17 protein-coding genes are annotated in these 14,930 nt (G+C 34.1%); 12 read left to right on the top strand and 5 right to left on the bottom strand.

The features are described from left to right. Positions 1-78 precede the first annotated feature (78 nt). A complete protein-coding gene (locus ACZ1AQ_RS09405; RefSeq protein ID WP_489632658.1) occupies positions 79-510 on the top strand; it encodes a DUF2721 domain-containing protein in 432 nt (143 codons plus the stop codon). Here the strand turns inward: ACZ1AQ_RS09405 and ACZ1AQ_RS09400 are convergent. From ACZ1AQ_RS09400 to ACZ1AQ_RS09380, 5 genes are read right to left on the bottom strand one after another with little or no spacing between them, the layout of a single operon-like run. After that, positions 483-1,451: a sodium-dependent bicarbonate transport family permease gene (locus ACZ1AQ_RS09400; protein ID WP_489632657.1), complete on the bottom strand. Its 969-nt coding sequence runs from the start codon at positions 1,449-1,451 to the stop codon at positions 483-485. The two genes, ACZ1AQ_RS09405 and ACZ1AQ_RS09400, sit on opposite strands and share 28 nt — an antisense overlap. 20 nt (positions 1,452-1,471) lie before the next feature. Further along, positions 1,472-2,428: an L-threonylcarbamoyladenylate synthase gene (locus tag ACZ1AQ_RS09395; RefSeq protein WP_489632656.1), complete on the bottom strand. Its 957-nt coding sequence runs from the start codon at positions 2,426-2,428 to the stop codon at positions 1,472-1,474. Positions 2,429-2,432: 4 nt separating this feature from the next. After that, positions 2,433-3,215: a DUF6671 family protein gene (locus ACZ1AQ_RS09390; RefSeq protein WP_489632655.1), complete on the bottom strand. Its 783-nt coding sequence runs from the start codon at positions 3,213-3,215 to the stop codon at positions 2,433-2,435. Between the two features lie 52 nt (positions 3,216-3,267). After that, positions 3,268-3,552 carry a hypothetical protein gene (locus ACZ1AQ_RS09385; protein ID WP_489632654.1) on the bottom strand — a complete coding sequence of 95 codons (285 nt, stop codon included), beginning with the start codon at positions 3,550-3,552 and terminating at the stop codon, positions 3,268-3,270. A gap of 17 nt (positions 3,553-3,569) precedes the next feature. Continuing rightward, entirely contained in the window at positions 3,570-3,749 is a 180-nt protein-coding gene (locus tag ACZ1AQ_RS09380; protein ID WP_489632653.1) for a hypothetical protein, read from the bottom strand. Positions 3,750-3,834: 85 nt separating this feature from the next. Here ACZ1AQ_RS09380 and ACZ1AQ_RS09375 point away from each other — a divergent pair, with 85 nt between their 5' ends. The 11 genes from ACZ1AQ_RS09375 (at position 3,835) to ACZ1AQ_RS09325 (ending at position 14,261) form a co-directional block, all read left to right on the top strand. Beyond that, positions 3,835-4,758 (top strand): LysR family transcriptional regulator, encoded by a 924-nt coding sequence (locus ACZ1AQ_RS09375; protein WP_489632652.1) that lies wholly within the window; start codon positions 3,835-3,837, stop codon positions 4,756-4,758. Between the two features lie 55 nt (positions 4,759-4,813). Beyond that, entirely contained in the window at positions 4,814-6,196 is a 1,383-nt protein-coding gene (locus ACZ1AQ_RS09370) for a DUF1800 domain-containing protein (protein WP_489632651.1), read from the top strand. A 9-nt stretch (positions 6,197-6,205) separates the two neighbouring features. Next, on the top strand, positions 6,206-7,375 hold the full coding sequence (locus tag ACZ1AQ_RS09365; RefSeq protein WP_489632650.1) for a DUF1501 domain-containing protein: 1,170 nt from the start codon (positions 6,206-6,208) through the stop codon (positions 7,373-7,375). A 70-nt stretch (positions 7,376-7,445) separates the two neighbouring features. Further along, positions 7,446-8,339 carry an EamA family transporter gene (locus ACZ1AQ_RS09360; RefSeq protein ID WP_489632649.1) on the top strand — a complete coding sequence of 298 codons (894 nt, stop codon included), beginning with the start codon at positions 7,446-7,448 and terminating at the stop codon, positions 8,337-8,339. Between the two features lie 74 nt (positions 8,340-8,413). Further along, complete coding sequence (locus tag ACZ1AQ_RS09355) at positions 8,414-8,770, top strand: DoxX family protein (RefSeq protein ID WP_489632648.1); 357 nt, start codon at positions 8,414-8,416, stop codon at positions 8,768-8,770. Between the two features lie 49 nt (positions 8,771-8,819). Continuing rightward, positions 8,820-9,527 (top strand): aquaporin Z, encoded by a 708-nt coding sequence (gene aqpZ, locus ACZ1AQ_RS09350; protein ID WP_489632647.1) that lies wholly within the window; start codon positions 8,820-8,822, stop codon positions 9,525-9,527. Between the two features lie 67 nt (positions 9,528-9,594). Further along, the gene (locus ACZ1AQ_RS09345; RefSeq protein WP_489632646.1) at positions 9,595-10,197 is read left to right on the top strand and encodes an alpha-ketoglutarate-dependent dioxygenase AlkB family protein; all 603 of its coding nucleotides are present in this window, start codon (positions 9,595-9,597) and stop codon (positions 10,195-10,197) included. A 28-nt stretch (positions 10,198-10,225) separates the two neighbouring features. Beyond that, a complete protein-coding gene (locus ACZ1AQ_RS09340; protein ID WP_489632645.1) occupies positions 10,226-11,053 on the top strand; it encodes a sterol desaturase family protein in 828 nt (275 codons plus the stop codon). A gap of 114 nt (positions 11,054-11,167) precedes the next feature. After that, positions 11,168-11,446 carry a DUF2805 domain-containing protein gene (locus ACZ1AQ_RS09335; RefSeq protein ID WP_159686937.1) on the top strand — a complete coding sequence of 93 codons (279 nt, stop codon included), beginning with the start codon at positions 11,168-11,170 and terminating at the stop codon, positions 11,444-11,446. 124 nt (positions 11,447-11,570) lie between these two features. Continuing rightward, complete coding sequence (locus ACZ1AQ_RS09330; protein ID WP_489632644.1) at positions 11,571-13,430, top strand: M61 family metallopeptidase; 1,860 nt, start codon at positions 11,571-11,573, stop codon at positions 13,428-13,430. Positions 13,431-13,550: 120 nt separating this feature from the next. After that, entirely contained in the window at positions 13,551-14,261 is a 711-nt protein-coding gene (locus ACZ1AQ_RS09325; protein WP_489632643.1) for a DUF4369 domain-containing protein, read from the top strand. Positions 14,262-14,930: the final 669 nt, after the last annotated feature.

The following is a 14,930-nucleotide window of genomic DNA, read 5'->3' as shown; positions in this document are numbered from 1 at the left end:
AATCTTCGTTTCAATTACTGAAACGAAGATTTTTTTTTGAATTCAAGTCAAAGTTATCCGACCTTTGTAAAAAAAAAGATGACCTTACAAATAGAAACCCCAGCATTGCTATTCTCTGCAACTTCCTTGATTTTATTGGCTTATACCAACCGATTTTTAACATTGGCCACGATTATACGTGGGTTAAAAAAAGCCTACAAAGAGAAAGAGAACAGCATGATTTTGTTAGAAATCAAAAATCTTAATTTGAGGTTAACGCTAATTCGGTACATGCAAATGGCAGGCGTAATGAGTTTATTTTTATCTGTTTTTGCCATGCTTTTGCTGTATCTTAACCAACAAATCGCTGGGATTTACTTATTTGGATTTAGCCTCTTGGCTTTACTAGTTTCATTAGGATTATCATTTTGGGAAATCAATATATCCGTAGGCGCCTTACGATTACATCTCAGTGATTTAACGCATAAGGAAAAATCTAAAGACTATCCTGCTAATACGATTGACAAATAAATGGGCATCCCGAATGTTATATTGAAAGGGAATGTGACTGCTAAAGCCATTGGCAGAAAAATCCCTGGATTTGCCTTAGGTACAGCAATTTTCATTGCAGCTGGAACGGCGATATAAGACGCACTAGAAGCTAATACAGCAAAAATAAAGCGATTCCCCATATCTGTTGTAACATATTGACTCAGGTAAGCAACAATACAACCATTAATCAAAGGAATAATGATGGCAAAGAAAAAGCTGAACCAACCACTTTTAAAGAAGTCACCTAGTTTTCTACCACTTACAATTCCCATATCAAGTAAGAATATTGCTAAAAAACCTTTAAAAATATCTGTTGTAAAAGGCTTGATTCCTAAAGCTGCTTTATCACTAGCCAGCAAACCAATTATTAAACTACCTATAATTAACAATACGCTTCCATTCGTAAATGAATGTTTAATAACCTCAGATAATTTAGATGGCTGTTCAGTAGCGCTTTTTTTACTATACATTCTGATTAAGATTACACCCACAATAATTGCTGGAGCTTCCATAAGTGCCATAACCGCGACCATATGTCCACTAAAACTATGACCTTGCATCTCTAAAAAAGAAATCGCCGTCACAAAAGTAACCGCACTCACAGAGCCATAGGCCGCAGCAATAGCGCCTGAATTGTCTATGCTAAATTTTTTCTTTAAGATGAAAAAAGTGTATAAGGGTATCAAAACAGAAACTGCCATTCCAAATACAATGGACCAGAATATATCAATATTGATTTCGCTATGCGCCAACTCCTGCCCACCTTTAAACCCAATAGAAAACAAAAGGTAAAGAGAAATAAACTTTGAGGTATTATTTGGAATTTCTAAGTCACTTTTTAAGTAAACGGCAATAATTCCGAGTAAAAAGAAAAGCAATGCTGGATTGGTAACATTTTCAATTAATAAGTCTAAATTCATAGGTTTTGTTTTTTTTTAATTTATACTGCTGAGGCTCTTAACAACTTGTCGTTGATGGCTACCCCAATACCTTCGTTAGGAACTTTTTCGACTATAATAACATCAATAGGCTGAGTATCCATTTCATGAAGTGTTGCATACAATCTACTGGCAGCTTCTTCTAAACTAGCATTGCTTGACAAAATTTTTTGATAATGAATAGCTGGGTGCTTATATTCTTTGCAGAAAGACACCACTCCTACTCTTTTTTCAGTGATTGTTGCCAATGTTTTTTCAACATCTTCTGTAAAAATGGTTCTAGTGGATGGCGCATAATGCTTGGATAACATCCCCGGTGCCATAGGTGCTGCATCATCTTTAGTGAAAACTTTTATAGGCCCAACTATTGCTTCAATAGCCGTTATTGATGTTGCACCAGCTCGATACAAAACAGCTTGGTCTTCTTCAAATCCAACAATCGTAGACTCAATACCTTGCAAACATGCTCCTCCATCTACAACATGAACTAAACTCGAATCAAAATAATTCGCAACATGTGCTGCTGTGGTAGGGCTGATTGAACCAAAAGGATTCGCACTTGGAGCAGCTAAGGGAAAATCTAACTGATGTAAAAGTGCCAGCGCTACAGGATGATTGGGCACACGAACCGCAACAGTATCCTTACCAGCAGTAATCAAATCAGAAATACTATTTTGTTTTTTAAGAACTAATGTTAATGGTCCAGGCCAGAAATTTTCAGCTAGCAATCTCGCTTTATCTGGTATATTAGCAGCAACTTTTTCTAATTCGGTATACGATTTCAAATGAACAATCAAGGGATTGTACATCGGGCGATTCTTTAACTCAAAAATACTTCGGATGGCTTTTTCACTATATATGTTTCCAGCCAAGCCATAAACGGTTTCAGTAGGAATAGCTACTACTGATTCCTTTTGTAGCAATTGTATTGCTTTTGTTAAATCTGCATTATCACTCATTCTTTTAAGGATTACAATAATTACAAAAACCAGGATCTTCGGTTTTTTTATGGTTAGGGTAGAATTGTTCTTTGGCAAAACCACATTTTTTACAACTGTAGATATGACTCAACACAGATGAAGTAGCACTTCCACACCATGAACAAGGTAAACCTGTTTTGACATCTGTAATGGTAAATCCAGGAGTTTGACATGCTGGACACAAGGACCGTACGTGCTGTACTAACTGCTTTGTTGCCATACTTATGATCTCCATTCGAGTAGGATTGTACAAGGCTCTCATATCGGTCTCGACAAATACTTCTTGATGCTTATTTTTTAGGTAACGAAACTGTTCTAATAAAACATTAGGAGAAACAATTCCTTTGAGCATATCTTCGGTACTATGCTGACTCGGTCTTAGTATTAGTCCATGAGTCGGAAATTTAGCTTCAGCAGCAAAATCCCAAAGTTCTTGCTCAGTAGCAATAGATGAACCCGAAAAATTCGTTTTAAAACTTACAGAACGACCGATAATCTCAAGTTGATTTTCTCTATCTAGCAAAACGACAAGTTCATCGTCTGCTGTTGCAAAATAAGCAGAAGGATGAGGACCAAAAGACCCCTCGGAGGCAACAGCCAAATCACAATCTGTGGCCACAATTGCCGCTAAACACTTCTGACGTGCCACGGTCAAGGCGTCCGAAGTTCTGGCGGTTTCACCCGAAAAAGTACCAAAACTATCGGTATCAAAATCTTTTGGCGTAGTACAAATAACACCTAAGCCCTGCTCTAAAATAGGAGCCATTACTCGCTCTTTATGATGCATAGTGGCTATCACAAGCTGCCGCCCTTTGAAACTATTTAGCGCTGTCGAACTCAATTTTTATTTGACTAGAAATTTTTAACTTCAAACCGATATCCTCAGCTTTTTCTAATAATTCTTGAATTTGAAGCTGCACTTCTTGCAACTCTGCAATTCGCTTCTTAGAATTAGTCACATCTTTATCGAACCGAATTTCATTACTAAAACTCTCCAAAGAGTGGTAATTAATCTTGTTATTAATCAACGGAAATAGCACTTTGGCCGCTCCAGCGGGGGTAAATTCTCCATCGATTAATTGAAATTTGAAGTCTTTTTCCATAAAAAGAGCAATTTTAATTAAAGTTTATATTTTAAATCTTTCAATATCTGTGTACCACAAAGAACTCCAATTGCTAAGAGTACACTAAAAAAAGAATTCTCAGGTTCTAGAAAAGCAAAAACTAGCAGAACAAGTAACACAATAAGTACTGCCGTTAATTTCACTTTTTGAAATAATGTCAATTCTTGATGGTTCATAATTTTATTTTTTCTGTGGCAAAATTCAATAAATCAAGTCATTAATTTTTATTTATCTTTGTAATAAACATCATTAAATATTTTTATGAACTATACACTCCACCAATTACAGGTATTTCTAAAAGTAGCACAATGCCAAAGCATTACTAAAGCAGCTGAAGAACTGCATTTAACCCAGCCCGCTGTTTCTATTCAACTCAAAAATTTTCAAGACCAATTTGAAATTCCGCTAACAGAAATTATTGGCAGAAAACTGTATATAACTGATTTTGGAAAAGAAATAGTTGTGGCTGCCGAGAAGATTATCAATGAAGTGCACGCCATAAATTATAAAATGCAGGCCTATCAGGGAAAATTGAGCGGAAGGCTTAAGATTTCTATCGTCTCCACTGGAAAATACATTATGCCTTATTTTCTAACCGATTTCTTAAAACTGCACCCCGATGTAGAATTAATTTTGGATGTAACCAATAAATCAAAAGTGATTAAGAGTTTAGAAAGAAATGAAGTCGATTTTTCTTTGGTTTCTATTTTACCCGAAACATTATCGGTAAATCGGATTGAATTAATGCCCAATCGTTTGTTTTTGGTTTCAAACTCAGCTACCGAGTTCCCAGAAAAAATTTATGACAAAAACATTTTAGAAAACATCCCAATTATTTTGCGAGAAATGGGATCAGGAACCCGACAAAGTATGGAGCAATTTATGCTGTTGAACAATTTGAATGTCAAGAAAAAACTTGAACTAACGAGTAATGAAGCCGTAAAACAAGCAGTTATTGCTGGACTAGGATGCTCCATTATGCCAATTATTGGAATAAAAAATGAAATCACGACCGGTAACCTTCAAATCATTCCTGTGCGCGGCTTGCCCATACAATCTACTTGGAATTTAATTTGGCACAAAAACAAAAATTTCTCTCCGATAGCCAAGGCCTATCTTGCCTTTTTAGAAGAATACAAACAAGATATCATCAAAAGTAAATTTGATTGGACGAATTCTATTTAAAGCTGAATTAAACTTTTAGCAACCGCTTGAGTCTTAAACTAAAATAGATTCGACTATGAAAAAAGAGTTTCTTTGGTCTCAACGACTAGGTTTTAGCAATCAACAAGCCCTTTTGATTCAAAAATTAGGAATGGAACGTTTTCTTCAACAATCGTTTCAAGCACCTTTCAATACTAGTGCACCTGCATTACTTTCTGACAGTCCAAAGTCATTAGAGGATCTCAAAAAAATCAGACAAACCCGAAAAGAAGATTCAGAAGTTGGCAAAGAATTGCTAAAAAAAGAAATTCAAACTTCGAATGAATTAAAAGCTTGGTGGATTAATGAAATGAAAACAGCCGATTTTCCGTTGAGAGAAAAGATGACTCTTTTTTGGGAGAATCATTTTGTTACAGCTTACCAAAAGGTTAAAGTAAATTATTGGATATACCAAAAGAACCAACTCCTTAGAGAAAATGCTTTTGGTAATTTTAAAACATTGACCAAAAAAGTAATGCAAACCAACGCAATGGTGCGCTACCTTGATAATGTTGACAACAAAAAAGGAAAATTGAACGAAAACCTGAGCAGAGAACTTCTAGAACTTTTTACTCTCGGCATAGGGAATTACTCTGAAGCCGACATAAAAAATGGAGCCAAAGGATTGGCTGGGTTAGGAATTGGAGAAAATACTGCGGTGTACCGTCGATTTTTCGAGGACAATGATCCCATTGAATATCTCGGTAATAAAGGGGTTTTAAAACTAGATGAAATGGTAGATACCATTTTTAATCACCCAAAAATTCCATATTTACTAACACAAAAAATGCTAAAATGGTTCCTTTACGACGAACCTAAACAAGAATTAGTAACTTATTATGGCGATTATTTTAGAAAAGTCAATTTTGAAATTAAACCTTTGTTGGTCAAAATATTTTCGGAAGAATATGCTAAAAACGAAACTGGAGGTTCGAAGATTAAAAATCCTTTGGAATACATTTTATTACTAACAAACGAATTGCACATCCAAAAACCAGAATCTAGTACTGTTGCTTTTTTCTTAAAACAACAAGGTATGGATTTATTCAATTCTCCCAATGTAAAAGGATGGGATGGCGGAAAAAGCTGGCTTACCTCTCAAATTTACTTGCAACGAAACAATGTTGCCGATTTGCTTTGTAGCGCAAAAAACATTCCGAGACCGAAACTAGAGAGAGAAAACACATTAAATAAAAAACAATCCTTATCTATTTCATTAGAATGGAACAATAAAGGAACCAACAAGGAAATCATAAAAGAACTAACAGACCGATTGCTGTTTTCTACCGATGACACCCTACAAAAAGACCTTGAAAAAATACTAAAATACGACTTTGAACCTCAGTCTCCAGGAGCAGATAATGCAGTACTTCGGCTTTTTAATGCTATCATAAAATCACCTGAATTTCAACTTATTTAAATCCAAGTTATGAACAGAAGAAATTTTTTAGCGCTAACAGGAACTTTTACAGGAGGAACATTGATTCTGCCTCAGTTTCTTCACGCCTTTGGCACACAACAACAACTTGTTACTAGAAATGAATGCGTGATTTTTGTTCAGTTGAATGGCGGAAACGACGGGCTCAATACTTACATCCCCTATCAAGACGAACTGTACTATCATCATCGTCCAGCCATTGGGATAGCAAAACAAAACGTTATTGCTGGAAACAATGGAATGGGCTTTCATCCTGCGCTTAAAGATTTTGCTAGAATGCAACAAAATGGTGATTTAACGATCATTCAAAATGTAGGATATGCAAATCCGGTTCGCTCTCATTTTAGAAGCCAAGAAATTTGGCAAACTGCCCCAACTAATCAAGAATACCTGAGTCAAGGTTGGCTTGGACGCTACTTAGATTTGCAATGCAATGACCATCAACCCACAGCAGGAATCAACATCGATACTATTGACACCTTGGCTTTAAAAGGCGAAGAACCCAACAGTATTACAGTAAAAGACCCCAATCGGTTCAACAGCCGTAACGCTACGGAAACCAAAGATCAATTATCTAACAACCCACAATTGGATTTTGTTAGAAAAATTGCCAATTCTGTTTCAGAAGGCGCTGATGCCATTCAAGATGCTCTCAAAAAAAGTACACCTTCTGAAGTTAGCTATCCAAAAACTGGCTTAGCCAAAAATTTAGAATGGATTGCCAAATTGATAAAAGGAAATTTAAATTCTAAAGTATACTATACCTCACTCGGAGGATTTGATACACACGACAATCAATTGGCTATTCATCAAAATAAATTAAGCGAGCTTAACGATGCCATTTTTAGTTGTTATAGTGATTTGAAAAAAGCACAAGTATTGCAAAACACAACTATTGTGGTCTTTTCTGAATTTGGTCGCCGAGTAAAAGACAACGGAAAAGGAACCGATCACGGAACAGCAGCACCACTCTTTGTGATTGGTGGGAACACAAGAGGTAATGTAATTGGAAAAAATCCAAACCTAATAGACTTAGATGAAGGCGACTTAAAATACCAAATAGACTTTAGAAGTATTTATGCTTCTATTTTACAACAAAAATTAGCTTTTGATCCAACAAGAATCGGCATCAAAAATAGTGCGCTTCAAGGCTTATTCTAAACCTATTCTCATCTCAAGCTTCTTTTCAAAAGAAATGCCGTATCTTTGCCCGCTTTTTAAAAATTAAAAAATGACAAAGAATCAAGTTGTAAAAGGAGTTTTTCTGGTAGGATTAGGTGCAACTAGTTATGGTATGTTGGCTACTTTTGTAAAAATGGCCTACGATGAAGGCTATTCGACTCCAGAAGTAACGACTGCTCAATTCGTACTTGGTATTCTTGGTATGCTATTGATTAACTTATTTCAAAAAAACAAAAAAGGAAATACGGTTGTAAAAGCATCTCCCAAAAACATTTTCCAACTCATCGCCGCTGGAACTTCACTGGGTATGACTAGTGTTTTCTATTATTTAGCTGTAAAATACATTCCTGTTTCTATTGCTATTGTACTGTTGATGCAAACCGTTTGGATGGGCGTTGTTGTGGAGATGGCCATCGACAAAAAATTACCAGCACTCAAAAAAATAATCGCAGTCATCATTGTGCTTACAGGAACATTTTTGGCAACTAATGTAATGGCTACAACAGTTTCATTGGATTGGAGAGGAATTGCACTAGGTTTACTTGCCGCTGCATCTTTTACCGCTACTATGTTTACCGCAAATCATATTGCTAATCACATTTCATCTGCTCAACGAAGTTTATATATGTTGCTTGGTGGCGCCATCATCGTGTTTGGTTTTGCACTAGTTACCCAAGTAGGTCCTTTTCAAATGGGAATTTTTATGAAATGGGGAATTGTTTTGGCTCTTTTCGGAACAATTATTCCACCTTTGTTGATGAATGCTGGTTTTCCTCTTACTGGAATTGGGCTTGGCAGTATAGTTTCTGCCCTCGAATTACCCGTTTCTGTAACAATGGCTTACGTTCTTTTGAATGAAGAAGTAAATTTTCTTCAATGGTTTGGTATAATTTTAATCATCACTGCTATCATAATAATGAATACCAATTCTTCAAAAAAGTAATCAAAGCCAAAATATTTTTCAATAACACCACCAAACTGTTAAATTTTTTATAAATTCGTAACAAACAACTTGTTATGAATTCACCTTGGCATTTGTATGTAATGGCTCTTCTCTATATAATTGCTGGAATCAATCATTTTAGAGTCCCTCGTTTATATCAAAAAATCATACCTACAAGTTTTCCCAATCCGCCTTTATTGAACATTTTAAGCGGAGCTATCGAAATTATTCTTGGGGTTTTATTACTATTTTCACCAACTACCCAATATGCTGCTTGGGGAATTATCTTGCTCCTAATTGCTGTTTTTCCAACACATATTTTTATGTTAACTAATCCAAAAGCAAGTATGGGACTTCCCAAATGGTTTCTATACCTGCGTTTACCCTTACAATTCCTACTGATGTATTGGGCTTACACTTATACTTTATAAATTTTAAGAATTCACCACAAATTAGTAACCATATAAAAACTAAATACTTATGAAAAAACTATTTGCAGAATTTTTTGGAACATTTTGGCTTGTTTTTGGAGGTTGTGGTAGCGCTTTATTCGCTGCTGGTATACCTAATTTAGGAATTGGCTTTGCTGGAGTATCTCTAGCTTTTGGATTAACAGTATTAACAATGGCTTATGCTGTTGGACACATTTCTGGTGGGCATTTTAATCCCGCTGTTTCATTTGGTTTATGGGCTGGTGGCCGATTTTCAGCCAAAGATTTAGTCCCTTACATCATCGCACAATGTGTTGGTGCAATAGCTGCCGCAGGAACATTATATACTATTGCTGCTGGAAAAGTAGGCTTCGTGATTGACAATACCAAAGCTGGAGCTTTTGCCTCAAACGGTTTTGGAGCTTTCTCGCCTGATGGTTATTCAATGCAAGCTGCATTTATAGCAGAGTTTGTTTTAACTTTATTCTTTCTATTGGTTATACTAGGTGCGACCGATAAATTTGCAAACGGAAAATTTGCAGGCGTTGCTATTGGTTTAGCATTGACGCTAATTCATTTAATCAGTATTCCAATTACCAATACGTCAGTAAACCCTGCTCGTTCATTGTCACAAGCTATTTTTGTGGGAGGAGAACCTTTGGGACAAGTATGGTTATTTTGGGTAGCTCCCATTTTAGGTGCAGTGGTTGCAGGTTTCATCTATAAAAATCTATTACAAAACCACTCGGAAGCATAAAAAAAATCTTTGACCAAAAAGAGAAAAAGGACAAAATTGATGTTCTTTTTCTCTTTATTTTTACAAAATGAAATCCCTTTTTGATTCTGAACCTATTGTTTTTGATGTCCCAGATGCATCGATTATTTATTACCCTAATTTCTTCTCAACTGAAGAAGCAACCATCCTTTTTGACACTTTACAAAAGGAAATTCCTTGGCAACAGGACGACATCAAAGTCTACGGAAAAGTGTATCCACAACCCCGATTAACCGCGCTTTTTGGCAACGAAGGAAAATCCTATTCCTACTCAAATATTACTATGCAACCTCATAAATGGTCACCATTGCTGGTGAGCATTAAAGAAAAAATAGAAAAAGTAACAGAAGTAATTTATTCTACAGTATTACTTAATTATTATCGTGACGGCAAAGACAGTAACGGATGGCATGCCGACAATGAAAAAGAATTAGGAACCAACCCCATCATAGCATCATTAAGTTTTGGAGCAGAAAGAATGTTTCAACTCAAACACAATACTATTTCAAATCAAAAAATAAATATACCTTTAGCACACGGCAGTCTTTTAGTAATGAAAGGGGCTACACAACACTTTTGGAAACATCAAATTCCGAAAACAACAAAACCAATTGGCCCTAGAATTAACCTAACTTTCAGAATTATTACATAAAAAACCAAAAAACTTAACCAAATTAACTATGAATGAAATTGTCTCTTATTTTACCACTATTCCTTCTTCGCATAGAAGCCTAATTTTAGTTGGAGGAATTACGATTTTCTGGCTTATCGAAAATGCATTTCCATTGTTCCGTTTTGATTATAAAAAATGGCAACATGCAGGGATCAATATCTTTTTTACACTAACAACAATTATCATAAATTTTTGTTTGGCCTATCTTTTACTAAAAACAGCCGATTGGACTGTTGAGAATAATTTTGGAATCCTTCAAGTACTTCCAAAAATGCCATTGTGGTTGTATACAATTATTGGATTATTACTATTAGATTTGATTGGAGCTTATTTGGTTCATCTAATTGAACATCGAACAAAAGTATTGTGGCGTTTTCATCTTATCCATCATACAGATACGTGGATTGATACTACAACGGCCAATAGACATCACCCTGGAGAAAGTGTGATTCGTTTTGCTTTTACTTTGTTGGGCGTTTTTATTGTGGGAAGTCCAATGTGGATGGTGTTTTTATACCAAACATTATCGGTTGTAGCCACGCAATTCAATCATGCAAACATAGCCTTGCCAAAAAAAATAGATCTTTTTTTAAGTTACTTCATTGTTTCACCTGATATGCATAAAATTCACCATCATTACAAACTCCCATATACGGATAGTAATTATGGTAATATTTTTTCAGTTTGGGACCGTCTGTTTGGAACCTTTAAAACCATGCCAAGAGAAGAAATAATCTACGGAATTGACACCCATCAAGACCCAAAAGAACACAATGAATTAAAAAACTTATTAAATATTCCGTTCCAAAAACATAGGTCTCCTGAAATGGATTAAGATAAAAAAAAGAAGTATTTTAATTAAAGTAATTATTATTTTTATTAATATTGGTATATCGTTAGATACCTATTTTATTAATCATTAACACCAATTTGAATTAATTTTCATGTGATGAAAAAGAGTAACCGCAAAGAATTGAACTGGGAACAAACAGAAAAGCTTGTTACGTTGGCCTTAGAAGAAAGAAATCCCTTCGAAATAATTAAAAAAGAATTCGGACTTTCTGAAAAAGAAGTATTAGAGTTTATGAAAAAGAAGATGCCTGCTGAAAAATATGAAATGTGGAAGAAGAAAGCAATTGCGAGTAAACCTAAACCTAAACCATTAAAAATAGACGATTTTGATGAAGATTTAGATGGTAAATATTATATAAAAAACAAATTAGATTAACCTATACCAACTCCTACTTATCGTAGGAGTTTTTTTTTGTCTTTAGTACAAAACATCACTGTCTCTAATTCCGTGTAACAAATACATTACTTTTTAGTCTAACTTGAAACCTAAATAAAAAAAAATGAAAAAAATAATAGTATCCTTAGCTTTGGGCTCAATACTACTAAGTTGTAAATCTGGTATTTCAACGACAAACAAAAGCAAAGAAGAAGTTAAAGTTGCCATCAATCTTACTGATGTAAAAGATGATAAAGTACAAGTAACTGTTTACGCACCCAAACTATCTTCTGATCAAATTAATTATAGTATTCCAAAAATAGTTCCGGGCACTTATTCTAATGACAACTACGGGCGTTACATAGAAGATTTACAAGCATTTGACGAAAAAGGAACACTATTAGAAGTCAAAAAAACAGATGAGAATACTTGGTCTATCCAATCAGCAAAAAAATTAAATAAAATTACATACTTAGTAAACGACACTTACGATACCGAAAAAGGTAGAGGTTTTGGACAAGAAGATATTTTTTCTCCTGCTGGGACTAATATCGAAGCAGGAACCAATTTTGTAGTAAATATGCATGGTTTTGTGGGATATTTTCAAGATAAAAAAGAAATCCCATACCGAGTAAACATTACTCACCCTGAAACACTTTGGGGAGCTACATCGATGGTTGATTTGGACACAAAAAACAACTCTGATGAATTTGTGGTTTCAAGATATGGTGAACTTGTTGAAAATCCTATAATGTATGCTAAGCCAGATTATACCACATTCACTGTTGATGGAATGGATATTACAATTGCCGTTTTTTCTCCAAATGGAAAAATTACAGCCGAAAGCATCACTCCTGAAATGAAAAAAATGATGATTGCTCAAAAAACATTTTTAGGTAAAATCAATGCTAATAAAAAATATACCGTTCTATTATATCTATCCAGCATGAAACCCAACGATGCAAGAGGTTTTGGCGCTTTAGAACACCCAACTGCTACCACAGTGGTAATGCCAGAAACTATTCCTTTAAGCATGCTACAAGAACAAATGAAAGATGTTGTTTCGCATGAATTCTTTCATATTGTTACACCACTTACCATACATTCAAAAGAAATTCAATATTTTGATTATAACACACCAAAAATGTCAGAACACCTTTGGATGTACGAAGGAGTAACTGAATATTTTGCTAACCTATTCCAAATCAATCAAGGCTTGATTACAGAAGAAGCTTTCTATGAAAGAATTGCTGACAAGATCGAGCAAGCCAAAAGAATGAATGATACAATGCCTTTTACTACAATGAGCGCAAACGTTCTTCAAGAACCATACAAAGAACAATATCTTAATGTGTACCAAAAAGGAGCTCTTATCGGGATGTGTGTCGATATTATCATTCGTGAAAAATCTGAAGGAAAAAGAGGAATTCTTGATTTAATGCACAAATTATCTAATGAATATGGTGTTACAAAAGCTTTTGATGACAAAGAGTTATTCGACAAAATTGTAACTTTAACTTATCCTGAAGTTGGTGAATTCCTAAAGACTTATGTAGCTGGACCGACACCTATTCCTTATGACTTATTTCTAAACAAAGTAGGAGTAGCAAAATCCGTTACTAAAGTACCCGGAGGCATTTTCCTAAAAGGACAATCTCCATACATAACTATTATTCCTCAAACAGGTGAAATCGCAATATTACCAAACATTGAATTAAATGAGTTCTTCAAGGGATTATCTTTAAAAGGTGGAGACATTATTTTAGCGATCAATAACAAAGTTTATAATAAAGAAAATATCTTTGAATTAATCACAACCAGTCAAGAATGGAAAGAAAATGACAACATCTCTTTAAAGATAAAGAGAGAGGGTAAAGAAGAAAATATTACCGGTAAAGTTTCTTTACCCTATGAAGAAAAAGAAACATTCAGTGCCAAAGATGCTTCAAAAGGTACTTTAAAAGATGCTTGGCTTAAAGGATAATTCCTTTTATCTACGATTCAATCCCAATTTAGAAATAGATTGGGATTTTTTATGAATTAACAGTAAGAGTAGTATAGCAATTCAACATTTTTCTTTATTTTGCGCCAAATTAAAATTCAAATGAAAAAAACTATTTTCGCTCTAGTAGCTCTTTCAACAATACTAGCTTGTTCAAAAAACGAGTCTAAAGACAATTTGCATCTCACAGGAAATGTGGCAGGATTAAAAAAAGGAACTTTATACATTCAACGACTAAAGGACACCACTCTAGTTACGATCGATTCAATCAAAATTGATGGTGACTCAAAGTTTGAAACAAATATTCCATTAGAGTCCCCAGAAATGTTTTACTTGTCTTTAAACAGAGGAGTATCCAATTCATTAGATAACAATTTACTTTTCTTTGCCGAACCAGGCAATATAACAATTGAAACCAATCTAGATCAATTTTCATATGGTGCGAAAGTGACAGGCTCTGTAAACCATGACTTGTATGAAGAATTTAAAAAAATCGACTCACAGTTTAAAGATGAAAATTTAACTATCATTGAGCAAAAATTTAAAGCAACAAAATTCAACAATATCAAAAAACTTGATAGTCTAAAAACAAAAGAAGAATCAAACATTAAAAGAAGATATCTTTATGCAACAAATTTTGCAGTGAATCATAAAGACCATGAAATAGCACCATACATTGCCCTTTCAGAAATTTATGATATCAATATCAAATTTTTAGATACCATACAAAAATCAATGACTCCAAAAGTCGCAAAATCTCTTTATGGAAAAAAATTAACCAAATTCGTAAACGAAATTAAAAAGCAAGAATAAAACAATATTTTTCATACAAAAAAGGCTGTCTATACAATATGTAGACAGCCTTTTTTGTTAAAACATAATTTTATAACTAAACAAAATACCAGTAAATAATAGCAACCTAAGACACAAGACATTTAATGATATACATTATATAATTATTGATACTTAAAATGCTTTAAAAAAAGAAAAAAATAGTACTAGAAAGTCCCTTTAGTCAAAAAATAATGTTTTAAGTAAATTTTAAAGCCAAAACCAATAAAAAATTACAATTGGCACTGGTAAAGTAAATGAACCTAATATACGTGAAAAGAATAAAAAGTTGATTCTAATAAAATAAATCAATAAGAATACAAATTAATTTTCTAAGACAACAATTAAAAACACCGTATACAATTCATTACCAAGTCAATACACGATAAAAAGGCACAAATCTATATATAAAGATATAATTGAATCTACTAGCTAACAGAACAAAAGGTCATAAGTAGTATATTCCAATCTTCACTCTTTTCATTAAATCCTTTCGTCCATTACTTTCTTAAAGCAATAAGATAGTTGTAAAAAAAGAGCAAAAAAAAACCCCTTCATCGAATGATGAAGGGGTTTTAAAAGAATCTGAAAATATTTCAGATTAAAGAAAGGCGGCGACATACTCTCCCACAAAATGCAGTACCATCTGCG

Source organism: Flavobacterium sp. UM26 (genome assembly GCF_057922445.1).
This window is presented reverse-complemented; position numbering and strand designations above follow the sequence as displayed.